Source organism: Micromonospora sp. DH13 (genome assembly GCF_020873825.1).
Lineage (GTDB): Bacteria > Actinomycetota > Actinomycetes > Mycobacteriales > Micromonosporaceae > Micromonospora > Micromonospora haikouensis.
The window spans coordinates 1-16,196 of record NZ_JAHWGR010000023.1 but is presented as its reverse complement, the minus strand read 5'-3'; the positions used below and the strand labels follow the sequence as shown (position 1 = coordinate 16,196).

The 16,196-nt window shown below is 72.8% G+C and carries 12 protein-coding genes; 10 read left to right on the top strand and 2 right to left on the bottom strand.

The features are described from left to right. Positions 1–60 precede the first annotated feature (60 nt). Both manD and LPA42_RS21235 read right to left on the bottom strand, forming a co-directional pair. A complete protein-coding gene (gene manD / locus LPA42_RS21240) occupies positions 61–1,269 on the bottom strand; it encodes a D-mannonate dehydratase ManD (RefSeq protein WP_077937843.1) in 1,209 nt (402 codons plus the stop codon). Continuing rightward, entirely contained in the window at positions 1,266–2,306 is a 1,041-nt protein-coding gene (locus LPA42_RS21235) for an acetylxylan esterase (RefSeq protein ID WP_077937842.1), read from the bottom strand. Before LPA42_RS21235 ends, manD begins: the two co-directional genes overlap by 4 nt. Positions 2,307–2,531: 225 nt before the next feature. Between LPA42_RS21235 and LPA42_RS21230 the strand changes: the two genes are divergently transcribed. The 10 genes from LPA42_RS21230 to LPA42_RS21185 all read left to right on the top strand — a co-directional run bounded on the left by LPA42_RS21230 (position 2,532) and on the right by LPA42_RS21185 (position 16,112). Then, positions 2,532–4,928: a glycoside hydrolase family 3 N-terminal domain-containing protein gene (locus LPA42_RS21230; protein WP_077937841.1), complete on the top strand. Its 2,397-nt coding sequence runs from the start codon at positions 2,532–2,534 to the stop codon at positions 4,926–4,928. 29 nt (positions 4,929–4,957) lie between these two features. Then, the gene (locus LPA42_RS21225; protein ID WP_077937840.1) at positions 4,958–5,956 is read left to right on the top strand and encodes a sugar ABC transporter permease; all 999 of its coding nucleotides are present in this window, start codon (positions 4,958–4,960) and stop codon (positions 5,954–5,956) included. Further along, on the top strand, positions 5,953–6,885 hold the full coding sequence (locus LPA42_RS21220) for a carbohydrate ABC transporter permease (RefSeq protein ID WP_228986802.1): 933 nt from the start codon (positions 5,953–5,955) through the stop codon (positions 6,883–6,885). The genes LPA42_RS21225 and LPA42_RS21220 overlap by 4 nt, the downstream gene beginning before the upstream one ends. Before the next feature lie 49 nt (positions 6,886–6,934). After that, positions 6,935–8,569, top strand: a complete 1,635-nt coding sequence (locus LPA42_RS21215) for an extracellular solute-binding protein (protein WP_077937839.1) — start codon at positions 6,935–6,937, stop codon at positions 8,567–8,569. An 85-nt stretch (positions 8,570–8,654) separates the two neighbouring features. After that, the gene (locus LPA42_RS21210) at positions 8,655–10,241 is read left to right on the top strand and encodes a xylan 1,4-beta-xylosidase (RefSeq protein WP_077937838.1); all 1,587 of its coding nucleotides are present in this window, start codon (positions 8,655–8,657) and stop codon (positions 10,239–10,241) included. After that, complete coding sequence (locus LPA42_RS21205) at positions 10,238–10,930, top strand: hypothetical protein (RefSeq protein WP_077937837.1); 693 nt, start codon at positions 10,238–10,240, stop codon at positions 10,928–10,930. The genes LPA42_RS21210 and LPA42_RS21205 overlap by 4 nt, the downstream gene beginning before the upstream one ends. Further along, the gene (locus LPA42_RS21200) at positions 10,927–13,044 is read left to right on the top strand and encodes an alpha-glucuronidase (RefSeq protein ID WP_077937836.1); all 2,118 of its coding nucleotides are present in this window, start codon (positions 10,927–10,929) and stop codon (positions 13,042–13,044) included. The genes LPA42_RS21205 and LPA42_RS21200 overlap by 4 nt, the downstream gene beginning before the upstream one ends. 169 nt (positions 13,045–13,213) lie before the next feature. After that, a complete protein-coding gene (locus LPA42_RS21195; RefSeq protein ID WP_077937835.1) occupies positions 13,214–13,837 on the top strand; it encodes a hypothetical protein in 624 nt (207 codons plus the stop codon). Continuing rightward, positions 13,834–14,283 (top strand): hypothetical protein, encoded by a 450-nt coding sequence (locus LPA42_RS21190; protein ID WP_077937834.1) that lies wholly within the window; start codon positions 13,834–13,836, stop codon positions 14,281–14,283. The genes LPA42_RS21195 and LPA42_RS21190 overlap by 4 nt, the downstream gene beginning before the upstream one ends. A gap of 254 nt (positions 14,284–14,537) precedes the next feature. After that, on the top strand, positions 14,538–16,112 hold the full coding sequence (locus tag LPA42_RS21185) for a DHA2 family efflux MFS transporter permease subunit (RefSeq protein ID WP_043963454.1): 1,575 nt from the start codon (positions 14,538–14,540) through the stop codon (positions 16,110–16,112). Positions 16,113–16,196: the final 84 nt, after the last annotated feature.

Below are 16,196 nucleotides of genomic sequence, written 5' to 3'. Positions count from 1 at the left end.
CCCGGACGGTACAAGATCCCCCCGACACCGCGCCCCGGCCGGGCCTCTCGCGCCCTTGGGTCACCAGGGGTGCAGGGTGCCGTCCTCCAGGCGGTTGACCGGCAGGTACGCCGGGGAGTAGGGGTAGCGGGCGGCGGCCTCCTCGTCGATGTCCACCCCGAGCCCCGGCGTCTCGGCGGGGTGCAGGTAGCCGTCGGCGAAGTGGTAGCCGTGCGGGAACACCGCGTCGGTCTCCTCGGTGTGCCGCATGTATTCCTGCAGGCCGAAGTTCGGGATCGCGAGGTCCAGGTGCAGGGCGGCGGCCAGGCAGACCGGCGACAGGTCGGTGGCGCCGTGGGAGCCGCTGCGCACGTGGTGCAGCGCGGCGTAGTCGAAGATGCGCCGCAGGTGGGTGATGCCGCCGGCCCGCACCACGGTGGTGCGGACGTAGTCGATGAGCTGCTCGCGGATGAGCGTGGTGGCGTCCCAGACGGAGTTGAACACCTCGCCGGTGGCGATCGGCGTGGTGGTGTGCTGCCGGATGAGCCGGAAGCCCTCCTGGAACTCGGCGGGGACCGGGTCCTCCAGCCAGGTCAGCGCGTACGGCTCCAGGCTGCGGCCGAGCCGGGCCGCCTCGATGGGGGTGAGCCGGTGGTGCACGTCGTGCAGCAGCCGCAGCGTCGGGCCGAACTCCTCGCGGACCCGGGCGAACACGCCGGGGGTGTGGGCCAGGTAGCGGGCCGTCGACCAGACCGTCTCGGTGGGCAGCGCCGCGTCGGCCGGCTCGTAGAACATCTTGTCGGCGCTGACGCCGTACGTCTTGGCCAGGCCCGGCACGCCGCTCTGCACCCGCACCGCCCGGTAGCCGAGGTCGACGAAGCGGGCCACCTCGGCCAGCACCTCGTCCACGGTCTCGCCGTTGGCGTGGCCGTAGACGGTGACGCCCTCGCGGGACCGGCCGCCGAGCAACTGGTAGACCGGCAGGCCGGCGACCTTGCCCTTGATGTCCCACAGCGCGGTGTCCACCGCCGCGACGGCGCTCATGGTGACCGGGCCGCGCCGCCAGTACGCCCCCTGGTAGAGGTACTGCCAGGTGTCCTCGATCCGGGCCGGGTCGCGCCCGATCAGCAGCGGCACGACGTGTTCGCGCAGGTACGCCTCGACGGCCAGCTCGCGGCCGTTGAGGGTGGCGTCGCCGACCCCGGTGACGCCCTCGTCGGTGATGATCTTCAGGGTGACGAAGTTGCGGCCGGGGCAGGTGACGATGACCCGGGCGTCGACGATCCTCACGCGCTCTCCTCCGTCGTGTCGGTGGCGGGGCCGGTGGCGTCGGCCGGCGCGGCGAGCACCCCGGCGAGCCACGCGAGCTGCCGGCGGACCTGCACCGCCTCCCCTCCCTCGTGGCCGTTGAACGGGTAGACGTGCACCACCCGCTGCGGCGGCTCCGGCCGGCCGTTGGCGGCGCCGTACTGGTTGTGGGCGGCGAACACGGTGCTCGGCGGGCACACGGTGTCGCGCAGGCCGACGCCGAAGTGCGCGGGCGCGACCGCCCGGCGGGCGAAGGTGACGCCGTCGACGTAGGACAGGGTGCGCCGCACCGCCTCCTCGGCCGTCCGGTCGGCGGCGAGGTAGCGGGCGATCTCGCCGTACGGCTCGGCGTCGGTGATCTCGATGGCCCGCTGGACGTGGCACAGGAAGGGCGCGGTCGTGATCAGGGCCGCCAGGTCGTCGACGAGGCCCGCCACCGCGAGGGCGATCCCCCCGCCCTGGCTGTTGCCGGCGGCGACGATCCGGCCGGGGTCGACGCCCGGCAGCGCACGGGCCGCCTGCACGGCCCGCACGGCGTCGGTGATCAGCCGCCGGTAGTAGTAGTCCTCGGGCGCGAGGATTCCCCAGGTCACCGGCCAGGGGCCGCCCGGGGCGCCGGCGCGTGGGTCGGGGGTGTCGCCGGCCGCGTAGTGGCCGGACTGGCCCCGGGCGTCCATCAACAGGTGCGCGTAGCCGGCCACCGGCCAGGTGAGGCGCTCGTGCGGCAGGCCCCGGCCGCGCCCGTAGCCGACGTACTCCACGACGAGGGGCAACGGCCCGTCCGCGCCGGCGGGACGGGTGTACCAGGCCCGCACCGGGTCACCGCCGTAGCCGGCGAACGTGACGTCCCAGGTGTCGACGAGTCGCAGGTGGGTCGGCTCGGGCCGGACGTTGACGAGCACGGGGTGCTCGGCCGCCGCCGCGAGGGTGGCCCGCCAGAACGCGTCGAAGTCGGCGGGCTCGGCCACGGTGGGGGCGTACTGCCGGAGCTGGTCGAGGGGCAGGTCGAAGTGGGGCATGGAACCTCTCCGAAATTTTCGAGGACTGTAACACGCGCGATGCCCAGGTACGATGACCCCCGTCGATCCACTCCGGGCGGGACGAGCCTTGACATGCCCATTTAGGGCCCTTAAGTTGCCCGAAATAGGTCACGCGGGGATTTCCGAAAATTTCGGGCCGGCTCGCCGTCGCCAGTCGTCGCGGGCCACCGGGGAGCCTCCCGGGCCCGGCTGAAGGGGTGTGGCATGAACAGTCAGCTGCCCGTCCACGACGCGGAGGCGTCCCCGGACGCCGCGCGGTGGCGCGACCCGCGGCTGAGTCCGACCGAGCGCGCCGACGCCCTGCTGCCGCTGATGTCGCTTGAGGAGAAGATCGCCCAGCTCGTCGGGGTGTGGGTCGGCGCCGACGCCTCCGGCGAGGGGGTCGCGCCGCACCAGGCCGACATGGTCGACGGCGAGCTGCGGTGGAGCGACGTCATCCGGCACGGGCTGGGGCAGCTGACCCGGCCGTTCGGCACCGCACCGGTCGACCCCGTGGCCGGCGCGCGCTCGCTGGCCGCGTCCCAGGCCGGGATCGCGGCGGCGAGCCGGTTCGGCATCCCGGCACAGGTGCACGAGGAGTGCCTCACCGGCTTCGCCGCCTGGCGCGCGACCGTCTACCCGACGCCGCTGAGCTGGGGCGCGTCCTTCGACCCCGAGCTGGTCGAGCAGATGGCCGGCCAGATCGGCCGGTCCATGCGGGCGGCCGGGGTCCACCAGGGCCTGGCGCCGGTGCTCGACGTGACCCGCGACTACCGGTGGGGCCGCACCGAGGAGACCATCGGCGAGGATCCGTACCTCGTCGGGACGACCGGCGCGGCGTACGTGCGTGGCCTGGAGGCCGCCGGCATCGTCGCCACCCTCAAGCACTTCGCGGGCTACTCGGCCTCGCGCGGCGGACGCAACCTGGCCCCGGTGTCGATGGGCCGCCGTGAGCTGGCCGACGTCATCCTGCCGCCGTTCGAGATGGCGCTGCGCCTCGGCGGCGCCCGTTCGGTGATGCACTCCTACGCCGAGATCGACGGCCTGCCCGTGGCCGCCGACGAGGGACTGCTGACCCGGCTGCTGCGCGACGAGTGGGGCTTCACCGGCACCGTGGTCGCCGACTACTTCGCGGTGCGCTTCCTCCAGACGCTGCACGCGGTCGCCGCCGACGGCGTCGAGGCGGCCCGGCTCGCCCTGCGCGCCGGGATCGACGTGGAGCTGCCCACCGTCGACGCGTTCGGTCCCCCGCTGGTCGAGGCGGTCCGCGCCGGCGAGGTCGACGAGGCGCTGATCGACCGCGCGCTGCGCCGGGTGCTGGCGCAGAAGGCCGAGCTGGGCCTGCTCGACCAGGGCTGGCAGCCGCTGCCCGACGGCGTCGACGGGCTACGCCTCGACGACGCGGGCGCGCAGGAGGTGGCCCTGCGCCTGGCCCGCGAGTCCGTGGTCCTGCTGCGCAACGACGGCGGGCTGCTGCCGCTGGCCGCCGGCCGCCGCGTCGCCCTCGTCGGTCCGGTCGCCGACGACCCGATGGCGATGCTCGGCTGCTACACGTTCCCCTCCCACGTGGGGGTGCGCCACCCCGAGCACGGGCTCGGCGTGGAGCTGGCCTCCCTGCGCGAGGCCCTCGGCCGCCTGCTCCCGGGTCTCACCCACGCCCCCGGGTGCGCGGTCACCGGCGACGACACCTCCGGCTTCGCCGCGGCGGTCGCGGCGGCCACCGAGGCCGACGTGTGCGTGCTCGCCGTCGGCGACCGTTCCGGCATGTTCGGCCGTGGCACGTCCGGCGAGGGCTGCGACGCCACCGACCTGCGGCTGCCCGGGGTCCAGCCCGACCTGATCCGGGCGGTGCTCGCCACCGGCACGCCCGTGGTGTTGGTGCTGCTGACCGGGCGGCCGTACGCTCTCGGGCCCGAGGTCGACTCCGCCGCGGCCGTGGTGCAGGCGTTCTTCCCCGGCCAGCGCGGCGGGCAGGCCATCGCCGAGGTGCTCACCGGCGCGGTGAACCCGTCCGGGCGGCTGCCCGTCGGCGTGCCCCGGGACGCCGGCGCCCTGCCGTCGACCTACCTCAACCCGGCGCTGGGCCGCCGGTCGGAGGTGTCGTCGGTCGATCCCACCCCGGTGTTCCCGTTCGGCCACGGGCTGAGCTACACGACGTTCGAGTGGCACGACGCGGGCGTACGCGGGGTCGACGAGGCCCCTGCCACCGGCGGCGACCGCCTCGACTGGGCGGTCGACGGCGAGGTCGAGGTCGACGTGACGATCCGCAACACCGGCGACCGGGCCGGCACCGAGGTCGTCCAGCTCTACCTGCACGACCCGGTCGCGCAGACCACCCGGCCGGTGGTCCGCCTGGTCGGCTACGCCCGCGTCCCGCTCGCGCCGGGCGAGAGCGCGCGGGTGACGTTCGCAGTGCCCGCCGACGTCACGTCCTTCACCGGCGCGCACGGCCGGCGCGTCGTCGAGCCGGGCGACGTGGAGCTGCGGCTCGGCCGGTCCAGCGGCGAGTTCGCCGCCGCCCTCCCGCTGCGCCTCGTCGGCGCCGAACGCACCGTCGGCCACCAGCGTCGACTGGTGTCGACCGCACGCATCGCCCCCGCCGCCGTCCCGCAGTCCGCCTAGGCACCTCCGCCCCGTCCTGGAGGCCGTCGATGACCACCCCCGACACCCTCACCCCGCCGCCGGTGCCCCCGACGCGGGACGCCGCCCGGCCGGCGGGCCGCCCCGCGCGGCGCCGCCGGGGGCGGCGCCGCACCTGGCGGCAGGCGCTGCGCAAGGACTGGCAGCTCTATTCGCTCGCCGTGGCACCCCTGGTGTTCTTCCTGGTCTTCCGCTACCTGCCGATGGCCGGCAACGTGATCGCCTTCCGGCGGTTCTCCCCCGGCGGCAGCCTGTTCGGCGAGACCTGGGTGGGCCTGCGCTACGTACGCCTGTTCCTGGCCGACCCGACGTTCTGGGAGGTGTTCACCAACACCCTCGTGCTCGGGACGCTGACCCTGCTGTTCTGCTTCCCCCTGCCGATCGTCCTGGCGCTGCTGCTCAACGAGGTCCGCGCCCGCCGGCTCAAGCGGTTCGTGCAGTCGGTGTCCTACCTGCCGCACTTCCTGTCCATCGTGATCGTGGCCGCCATGGTCATGCAGTTGACGTCGATGGACGGGACGGTCAACCAGATCGTGCGCGGCCTCGGGGGTGAGGCCGTGCCGTTCCTCCAACAGCCGGAGTGGTTCCGCACCATCTACGTCTCCTCCGAGGTCTGGCAGACCGTCGGCTGGGGCACGATCCTCTACCTCGCCGCGCTGACCACCATCGACGAGAACCTCTACGAGGCGGCCCGCATCGACGGGGCGAACCGGTGGCGGCAGACCTGGCACGTGACGCTGCCCGGCATCCGGCCCACGATGGTGACGCTGCTGATCCTCAACATCGGCACGTTCATGGCGGTCGGGTTCGAGAAGATCCTGCTGCTGTACAACCCGCTGACCTATCCGACCGCCGACGTGATCTCCACGTACCTCTACCGGATGGGCTTCGAGTCCAGCAACTTCAGCTATGCCGCCGCGATCGGCCTGTTCGAGGCCGTGATCGGGCTGACCCTGGTCCTGTCGGCGAACGCCATCTCCAAGCGCACGGTGGGGACGAGCCTGTGGTGACCGTGGAAGCCGCCGAGACCGGCGAGACCCGGCGGGTGACCCGCCGGCCGAAGGGGATCCGCCCGACCCGGGGCTACCGGGTCTTCCAGGCGGTCAACGCCGTCATCCTCACCGGCGTCGTGATCGTGACGCTGTACCCGTTCGTCAACATCGTGGCCCGCTCGCTCAGCGACGAGGCGTACATCATCGCCGGGCGGGTCAACCTCGTCCCGCGCGGGTTCAACCTGACGACGTACAAGCTGGTGATGTCCGACGCGCTGTTCTGGACGAACTACCGCAACACGGTGGTGTACACGGTGGTCGCCACGGTCATCTCCATCGTGCTGACCACCTGCTACGCGTACGTGCTGTCGAAGCCGCGGCTCAAGGGGCGCGGTGCGCTGGTCGGCATCGCCGTGTTCACCATGTTCTTCTCCGGCGGGCTGATCCCCAACTACGTGCTGATCACCAGCCTGGGCATGAAGAACACCATCTGGGCGGTCGTCGTGCCCAACGCCATCAACGTGTTCAACCTGCTGGTGATGAAGGCGTTCTTCGAGAGCCTGCCGGAGGAGCTGGAGGAGGCCGCCGCCGTCGACGGGCTGAACACGTACGGGACGCTGCTGCGGATCGTGCTGCCGCTGTCCAAGGCCATCATCGCCACGATGGTGCTGTTCTACGCCGTGTCGTTCTGGAACTCGTGGTTCACCGCGTTCCTCTACCTGGACCAGCAGGACATGTTCCCGGTGACCGTCTACCTACGCAACCTCATCGCGGGGGCCACCACCGCCCAGTCGGCCGGCGGCGTCGCCGAGTCCGACGCCGTCCAGGCCGCCGCGACCCTGCAGGCGGTGACCATCGTGCTCACCACCCTGCCCATCCTGGCGGTCTACCCCTTCATCCAGCGCTACTTCGTGTCGGGCGTGATGCTCGGCGCGGTCAAGGGGTAGCCCGGCGATGTTCCCCCACCACCCCACCACCGTTCGGAAAGGACGAGCCGTGCTCCACAGAACGTGGCGGCGCGCGGCCATAGCCGCAGCCAGCCTGCTCACCCTCACCCTCGTCGCCTGCTCCGAGGAAGCCAGCGACGCCAAGGACCTGTCCGGCAACCGGGCCGGCGCCATGGCGGACTACGCCGTCGGCACCCAGTTCACGGCGACGGAGCCGCTCTCCTTCTCCATCCTCTACAACAACCACCCGAACTATCCACTGAAGAACGAGTGGCTGTTCTGGTCGGAGCTGACCAAGCGGACCAACGTCAAGCTCGAACCGGTCGCCGTGCCGTTGAGCGACTACGAGCAGAAGCGCAGCCTGCTCGTCGGCGCCGGCGACGCCCCGCTGATCATCCCGAAGACCTACCACCCGGCGGAGAACCAGTTCGTCTCCTCCGGGGCGATCCTGCCGGTGAGCGACTACCTGGACCTGATGCCGAACTTCAAAGAGAAGATCGACAAGTGGGGGCTGAAGCCGGAGATCGACACCCTGCGCCAGTCCGACGGTAAGTTCTACCTGCTGCCGGGCCTGCACGAGAAGCCCTGGCAGGAATACACGGTGGCGGTCCGCACCGACATCCTCGACGAGCTCAAGCAGCCGGTCCCGAAGACGTGGGACGAGCTCTACACCGTGCTCAAGGCGATGAAGGCGAAGTACCCGGACTCGTACCCGTACTCGGACCGGTGGAGCAAGCCCACCCCCGGCGGCGCGCTGCTGCGGATCGCCGGCAGCTCCTTCGGCACCCAGGCCGGCTGGTCCTTCCAGCACAGCACCTGGGACCCGGCCGCCGGCAAGTTCGTCTACACCGGGGCCACCGAGCAGTACAAGCAGATGATCCAGTACCTCAACAAGCTGGTCACCGAGGGGCTGCTCGACCCCGAGAGCTTCACCCAGAGCGACGAGGCCGCCCGCCAGAAGCTCGCCAACGGCAAGTCCTTCGTCATCTCCAGCAACGCCCAGACCCTGGTCAACGACTACCGGCCGGACCTGGCCAAGACCATCCCCGGCGCGAAGCTGGTCAACATCCCGCTGCCGGTCGGCCCGGCCGGCGAGATCAACCCCGCCTCCCGGCTGGAGAACGGCGTCATGATCTCCAAGAAGGCCCGGGACAGCAAGAACTTCGTGGCGATGATGCAGTTCATCGACTGGCTCTACTACTCCGACGCCGGCCAGGAGTTCGCCAAGTGGGGCATCGAGGGCACCACGTTCGTCAAGGACGCCGCCGGCAAGCGGATGCCCGCCCCCGACGTCGACATGATCGGGCTCAACCCCAAGGGCACCAAGCACCTGCAGAAGGACTTCGGCTTCGCCAACGGGGTCTTCGCCTACGGCGGCAAGCTGGACCTGATGCAGTCCTTCTTCTCCCCGGAGGAGCTGGAGTTCCAGAAGGTGATGAACACGCGCAAGCCGGTCGAGGTGCCGCCGCCGGCCCCGCTCACCGACGCCGAGCGCGAGCAGGTGTCGCTGTGGGAGACACCGCTGAAGGACTACGTCACCCAGAACACGCTCAAGTTCATCCTGGGCCAGCGACCGCTGACCGAGTGGGACGCCTACGTCGGTGAGCTGAAGGCCAAGAACGCCGACCAGTACATCGAGGTGGTCAACAAGGCGTACGAGCGGTTCAAGAAGGACAACGGCTGACCGTCCGGTCCCGGCCGGGCCCCACCACCGGGGGCCGGCCGGGACCGGCGGGCCCGGCCGGCACGACGAGCAGGACAAGGACGACATGCGGATCCACGTTCCAGACCGGCCCACGGGCCGGCTGACCGACGCCTGGCGGGCCTGCGTCGGCACCGGCCGGTTCGAGCTGGCGCTGCGGCGCGACTACCAGGACTCGCTGGCGCTCGTCCAGCGGGACATCGGCTTCCGGCACATCCGGGGGCACGGCCTGCTCAGCGACGGCGTCGGCGTGCACCGCCCCTACGAGTACGCGGGGTCGCGGCGCGTGCGGCACTCGTTCACGTACGTCGACCAGGTCGTCGACGCGTACCTGGAGCTGGGGATCCGGCCCTTCGTGGAGCTGGGCTTCATGCCCTCGGGCCTGGCCTCCGGCGACCAGACGGTGTTCTGGTGGCAGGGCAACGTCACCCCGCCGCGGTCCTGGACCGAGTGGGCGGACCTGGTCCGGGCCACGGTCGCGCACCTGGTCGACCGGTACGGCCTCGACGAGGTGCGCGGTTGGCCCATCGAGGTGTGGAACGAGCCGAACCTGACGGCCTTCTGGCAGGATGCGGACCGCGACGCCTACCACCGGCTGTACGAGGTGTCGGCGCACGCCGTGAAGGAGGTCGACGCGTCCCTGCAGGTCGGCGGCCCGGCCATCTCCCCCGGCTCCGACGAGTGGCTGGTGCCCTTCGCCGAGTTCGTCGCCGCGCGGGACGTGCCGTGCGACTTCGTCAGCCGGCACGCCTACACCTCCGGCCCGGCGCAGCACGTGCCGTTCGGCACCCACCAGACCCTGGCCCCGGCGGAACACCTGCTGGAGCAGTTCGCCACGCCGCGCCGGCTGCTGGCCGGCACCGCCCTGGCGGAGCTGCCCGTGCACATCACCGAGTTCAACTCCTCCTACCGGCCCGACAACCCGATCCACGACACCGCGTTCCACGCCGCGTACCTCGCCCCCGTGGTGGCCGCCGGCGGCGACCTCGTCGACTCCTTCTCGTACTGGACGTTCAGCGACATGTTCGAGGAGGTGGGGATCCCGACGGCGCTGTTGCACGGCGGCTTCGGCCTGCTCACCCACCGGCAGCTCAAGAAGCCCACCTACCACCTGTACGCGTTCCTGGCCCGGATGGGCGACCAGGTCCTCGCCCGCGGCGCGGACCACCTGGTCACCCGCGACGCCGACGGCCGGGTCACCGTGCTGGCGTGGGCACCGGTGGACGTCACCGGCCGCGAGCCGGTGCCGCAGCGGCACACCCTGGCGCTGTCGGTGCCGCTGGACGCGCCCGGGGCGACGTCGGCGTACCTGGCGCGCTCGTCGGTGAGCGAGGAGGCCGGCAACGTCCACGCGGCCTGGGCGGAGATGGGCCGGCCCCGGTCCCCGCTGCCGCGCCAGCTCGACGCGCTGCGGGAGGCCGCCGAGCCGGCCCGCGCCCACCGCAGCCTGCCGGTGACGGCCGGCCGGGTGGAGGTCGACCTCACCCTCGCCCGGCACGAGGTGACCCTGGTGGAGATCGACGCGGTGCGCGACGAGACCCCGCCGTGGTGGGACGGCGACCGGCTGCTCGGCCTGCCCGGCCGCGACGGGACCGGCCACGGCGGCGACGGGCGAGCCCACGGCGGGCGGGCCGGCGGGGACGACCGCCCGTGAGCGGCGACGCCGCGCGCGCCGCCCGGCAGTTCGGCGAGGGCCCGCTGTCGCGGTCCGCCGCGCGGGTCTACACCCTGCTCGTCGTCGAGCTGCTCCTGCTGCTGGCCTGCCTGCCCGGCCTGGTGCCGCTGGTCCTGCTCGACGCCGACGCGAGCAACATCCCGCTCTACGCCGCCTGCGCGCTGCCGCTGGGCCCGGCGCTGTCGGCCGCGCTGTACGCGCTGCACCACCAGCGCCCCGACCTGACCGACCTGCGGCCCGCCGCCGCGTTCCGGCGCGGTTACCGGGCCAACCTGGCGGGGGTGCTGCGGATCTGGCTGCCGCTGCTGGCGCTGCTCACCGTCGTCGCGGTGAACCTCGCCCACCTGGACGTCGCGGGCGTGCCCCGGTGGTGGGCGGTGCCGCTGGTCGGCGTCGCCGCGCTGGCGGCCCTCGTCGGGTCGAACGCGCTGGTGATCACCTCCCTGTTCGCGTTCCGGGCCCGCGACGTGGCCCGCCTCGCCCTGCACTTCGTGGTGCGCGCCCCCGGGGTGGGCATCGGCACGGCTCTGGTGCTGGTGGCGGGTGCCGCCGTCACGGCGGTCACCTCGGAGGCGGTGCTCGCGCTGGCGGGCTCGGTGTGCGCCCTCGCGCTGCTGCGCGTCGCCGCCCCGATGGTCGACACGATCCGCAAGGAGTTCACCGCATGAACCTGCCCCCCGCCACGACCGGCCCCGCCACCGCCGGCCACGACACGACGGGCCACGGCGGGGGCGTGCACGCCGCCTGGCTGCCGCCGGAGGCGTTCGCCCCGCTCGGCTCGCGTCGCGTCCTCGTGCGCGGCGACGGGATGCTCGTCGACACCGTCTTCGACGAGGTCGAGCGGGCCTGCGCCCGGCACGGCGGGCGGGCGGACCGGACCGCCGGGGACCGGGAGGTGGACCTGGTGCTCGCGCTGCGCGACGCCGGTCCCCTGCCCGCGCCGGCGGCGGCGCTGGCCCGGACGGCCGGCGCCGGCGGGCCGCTCGGCGCGGAGGGGTTCGCGCTGGCCCGCGCCGAGGGCGTCACGGTGGTGCTGGCCGACGCGCCGGCCGGCCTGCTCTACGGGCTGTTCCACGTGGTGCGCCTCGGCGCGGCGGCGTTCGAGGGGGACCACCCGGCGCGGCGGCACGCGCCGGCGATGGCGCGGCGCATGCTCGACCACTGGGACAACGTCGACGTGGACCCGGTGATGGGGCAGGTCGAGCGGGGCTACGCGGGCGGGTCGATCTTCTGGCGGGCCGGGGCGGCGCGCCGCGACCTCGACCGGGTCCGCGCGTACGGGCGGCTGCTCGCCGCGTGCGGCGTCAACGCGATCTCGGTGAACAACGTCAACGTCCACGCGACCGAGGCGCGGTTGCTCACCGACCGCCTCGGCGACGTCGCCGAGCTGGCCGACGCGCTGCGCCCCTACGGCGTGCGGGTGCACCTGTCGGTCACCTTCGCCGCGCCCGTCGTCCTCGGCGGCCTGCCGACCGCGGACCCGCTCGACCCGGCGGTGCGCGCGTGGTGGGCCGCCGCGACCCGCCAGGTGTACGAGCGCATCCCCGACTTCGGCGGCTACGTGGTGAAGGCCGACTCCGAGGGGCAGCCGGGCCCGTTCACGTACGGCCGCGACCACGCCGACGGCGCGAACCTGCTCGCGGAGGCCCTCGCGCCGTTCGGGGGCGTCGTGTACTGGCGGGCGTTCGTCTACAACCACCGGCAGGACTGGCGGGACCGCTCGACCGACCGGGCGCGGGCCGCGTACGACCACTTCGCCCCGCTCGACGGCCGGTTCCGCGACAACGTGGTGGTGCAGGCGAAGTTCGGCCCGATCGACTTCCAGCCCCGGGAGCCGGTGTCGCCGGTGCTGGCCGCGATGCCGGCGACCCGGCTGGCGGTGGAGTTCCAGGTCACCCAGGAATACACGGGCCAGCAGCAGCACGTGTGCTATCTCGCGCCCTGCTGGAGCGAGGTGCTGACGTTCGCGCCGTGGGGGCCCGGCGGGCCGACGGTCGCCGACGTGGCCGCCGGCTCGGGGCCGGGTCCGGCGACCGGCGGCGGCCTGGCCGCCGTGGCCAACGTCGGCGACGACCCGTTCTGGACCGGGCACCCCCTCGCCCAGGCCAACCTGTACGCCTACGGCCGGCTCGCCTGGGACCCCGGCCTCGACCCGATCGCGGTCCTCGACGAGTGGATCGACCTCACCTTCCCCGCGTCGACGGTCGGCGACCCGGCGCTGGTGCGCGAGACGCTGCACGCCGTCATGGACAACTCGTGGCGCACCTACGAGCGGTACACCGCCCCGCTGGGCGTCGGCTTCATGGTCAGCCCGGCCCGCCACCACTACGGCCCCGACGTCGACGGCTACGAGTACTCGCGGTGGGGCACCTACCACTTCGCCGACCGCGACGGGGTGGGCGTGGACCGCACCCGCGCCACGGGCACCGGCTTCACGGGCCAGTATCCGCAGCCGTGGTCGCAGGTGTACGAGTCGCTGTCCGACTGCCCGGACGAGCTGCTGCTGTTCTTCCACCACGTCCCGTACGGGCACGTGCTGCGCAGCGGGTCGACCGTCATCCAGCACATCTACGACACCCACTTCGCCGGGGTGCAGCAGGTGGCGCAGATGCGGCAGCGGTGGCGACGCCTCACCGGGGTGATCGACCCGGCGGTGCACGCCCGGGTGGCCGAGCGCCTCGACGAGCAGCTGCGCTGCGCCATCGAGTGGCGTGACCAGGTCAACACGTACTTCTTCCGCAAGTCAGGGGTGCCGGACGTGCGCGGGCGGACGATCCACTGAACGCGGGCGGCGGGCTGTCAATCATGTGACAGCTTCCCGGCCGCCGCCCCGCGTCAGCCCGGGTTCCCGCAGGTCGGAAGGTGGAGCGTCGGCGGCGGGCCCGGGGCGACGCCGGCGGGCGGCCCGGACGGCGTTCCCACGGCGCGGCCCGCCTGCCTAGGCTCGCACGGTGATCGAACCCGCTGGTCCGGACCCGCTGCCGGCCGTGCCGGAGGACGACGGCCGGGGCGCGGGCGACCGGCCGCGTGTCCTGCTCGTCGTGCTCGTCGCGGCCCTCGTCTTCCTGGTGCCGGTGACCATCGTCTTCCTCGCGACCGAGGGGATCGACAGGGCAGACAAGTACGCGAGCGTGTTCGGGCTGTTCGCGGGGATCTCCAGCGTGCTCGTCGGCCTCGTGTCGCTGCTTCCGCGCCGGCGGGACCGGCAGGCGGGTCCCGGCGGCAACGGGAACCCGGAGAACGGCGGCCCGGGAGGCGGTGGTCGCGAGTCCAGCGGCCCCCGCTCGCAGCAGCGCAGCCGAACGTTCGGGTTCACCGCCGGCGTGGTGGGGACCACGATCCTCTCGTGCACCGTGGCGACGACCACGCAGTCGAGCCTGAACGCGCCGCCCCCCGTCGACGAGCCGCCGCCGTTCGCGGTCGTCGCCGCCGTCGACTGGCCGTGGTGCGACGTTGCGGTGCTCGCCGCGGCGGCGCCCGCCCGGCTCCCGGCCCTGCCGCAGCGGTACACGCCCGGGGGCTGGGCCGACTGGTTCACCCGGCTCGGGGGCACCCGGACCGGCGCCGCCGGGTGACGCTGACCATGCGGTCCCGCTCGGATGCCACCGTCACCGTCACGGACATCCGTGCCACGGTGGCCCGGCGGAGTGAGCCGCCCGAGGCCTCGACCACCGTCGGCCTCGTCTGCGGGGGGCCCGGCGACGACGAGCCCGTGGGCGACGCGCTCCGGTTCGACCTCGACGTCGAACCCGCCCGCTCGACCGGGGGCGTCCGATTCCCGCTCGCCGTCACCCGGTCCGCGTCGGTGCTGCCCGTGCGGGCGCAGTCCGGCCAGCGGCAGGTCCTCTCCTGGCGGCTGGAGATCGACTGGGCGTCGCAGGGCCGGCGGGGGACCCTCACCGTGGACGAACTGGACGGGCTTCCGCTGCTCACGGGCGGCGAGGGGCGTTCACGCTGCTTTTACGCGGAAACCGGCACGCTCATCGAGGGCTTCCCCGGCGAGGAATGCCCGACCCGCTGACCACCCCGGCTGCCGTGATCGTAACCACAGTTCACGCGGCCGAATTGGGCGCGTGAAACCGTGGACCGCCTTGTTACCGTTTCGCGGTGCGTTCGCGTGGCCGCGCGTCCACCAGGAGGGCGGTTGCATCCAACCGGGCGCACGGGGCCGCCGTGTGCGACAGCCCCGCCCGACAGGTAACCCACAACGTGCTGCCGCCCGAGGTGCGGCACGCGGCCGATCGGCGGCACCCGCCGGCTTCATCAGGAGATTCTGTGAGCAGTCAACCCGCGGCGCCGGCCAAGCTCGACGCCGCCGTACTGAAGATCGCCGGGGTCGTGGTCCTCGGTGCGATCATGTCGATCCTCGACGTGACCGTGGTCAGCGTGGCGCTGCCCACGTTCCAGACCGAGTTCGACGCCTCCTACGCCCGGGTCGCCTGGACGATGACCGGCTACACGCTCGCGCTGGCCACGGTGATCCCGCTGACCGGCTGGGCCGCCGACCGGTTCGGCACGAAGCGGCTCTACATGGCGGCGCTCGTGCTGTTCACGCTCGGCTCGGGCCTGTGCGCCACCGCCGACTCCATCGGCCAGCTCATCGGCTTCCGGGTGTTGCAGGGCCTCGGCGGCGGCATGCTGATGCCGCTCGGCATGACGATCATGACGCGGGCGGCCGGGCCGGAGCGGATCGGCCGGCTGATGGCGGTGCTGGGCATCCCGATGCTGCTCGGCCCGATCGGCGGCCCGATCCTGGGCGGCTGGCTGATCGACGTGGCGAGCTGGCACTGGATCTTCCTGATCAACCTGCCGATCGGCGTCGTCGCGCTGGCCTACGCGCAGTGGGCGCTGCCGAAGGACGCCCCGGAGCCGTCGGAGTCGTTCGACTTCGTCGGCATGCTGATGCTCTCGCCGGGCCTGGCCCTCTTCCTCTACGGGGTGTCGTCGCTGCCCGAGACCGGCACGTTCGCCGACCGCAAGGTGTGGCTGCCGATGCTCGTCGGCGGGCTGCTGGTCGTCGCGTTCGTCGTCTACTCGTTCAAGCCGAAGCACCCGCTGCTCGACCTGCGGCTGCTGCGCGACCGCAACCTCACCGTCGCGTCCGTCACGATGGCCGTGTTCATGGTCGCGTTCATGGGCGCCGGGCTGCTGTTCCCGAGCTACTTCCTGCAGGTGCGCGGCGAGTCGACGCTCGACGCCGGCCTGCTGATGGCGCCGCAGGGCATCGGGGCGATGGTCACCATGCCGATCGCCGGCATGCTGGCCGACAAGATCCCGGTGGGCCGGACGGTGCCGTTCGCGCTGGTGCTGATCGCGGCGGGCTTCTTCGCGTTCACCCAGGTCGACACCGACACGTCCTACCTGCTGCTGTGCGGCTCGCTGTTCGTCATGGGCCTGGGCATGGGCGGCACGATGATGCCGATCATGACCTCGGCGCTGAAGACGCTGACCAACCACGAGGTGGCCCGGGGTTCCACGCTGCTGAACATCCTCCAGCAGATCGCCGGGTCGGTGGGTTCGGCGATCATGTCGGTGATCCTGACCAGCAAGCTGAACGACGCGCCGGTCATCCCGGGGGTGGTCGACCCGAACACGGGCGCGCCGGTCACCGAGGCCGGGCTGGCCATCGCCGTCAAGCAGAACCCGGACCTGGCCCAGCAGTTCCCGGTCGACCCGGGGCTGCTCCAGCGCGGCCTGGAGTTCGTCGCCGACTCGTTCGCCACGACGTTCTGGGTGGGCTTCGCCCTGGTGCTGGTGACGTTCGTGCCGGCGTTCTTCCTGCCGCGCCGGCGGCAGGTGTCCCACTTGCTCGACGACGAGCAGGCGCCGGCCCCGGTGCTGATCCACTGAACCGCTGATCCGCCGATCCACCGGTCGCGGGGGGGGGGGGGCGGGCCCCCCCCCCCCCCCCCCCCCCCCCCCCCCCCCCCCCCC

Excerpts from the sequence above, each read along its gene's own strand:
- LPA42_RS21230 (WP_077937841.1), top strand. The coding sequence starts at position 2,532 with ATGAACAGTCAGCTGCCCGTCCACGACGCGGAGGCGTCCCCGGACGCC.
- LPA42_RS21210 (WP_077937838.1), top strand. The coding sequence starts at position 8,655 with ATGCGGATCCACGTTCCAGACCGGCCCACGGGCCGGCTGACCGACGCC.
- LPA42_RS21235 (WP_077937842.1), bottom strand. The coding sequence starts at position 2,306 with ATGCCCCACTTCGACCTGCCCCTCGACCAGCTCCGGCAGTACGCCCCC.
- LPA42_RS21225 (WP_077937840.1), top strand. The coding sequence starts at position 4,958 with ATGACCACCCCCGACACCCTCACCCCGCCGCCGGTGCCCCCGACGCGG.
- LPA42_RS21200 (WP_077937836.1), top strand. The coding sequence starts at position 10,927 with ATGAACCTGCCCCCCGCCACGACCGGCCCCGCCACCGCCGGCCACGAC.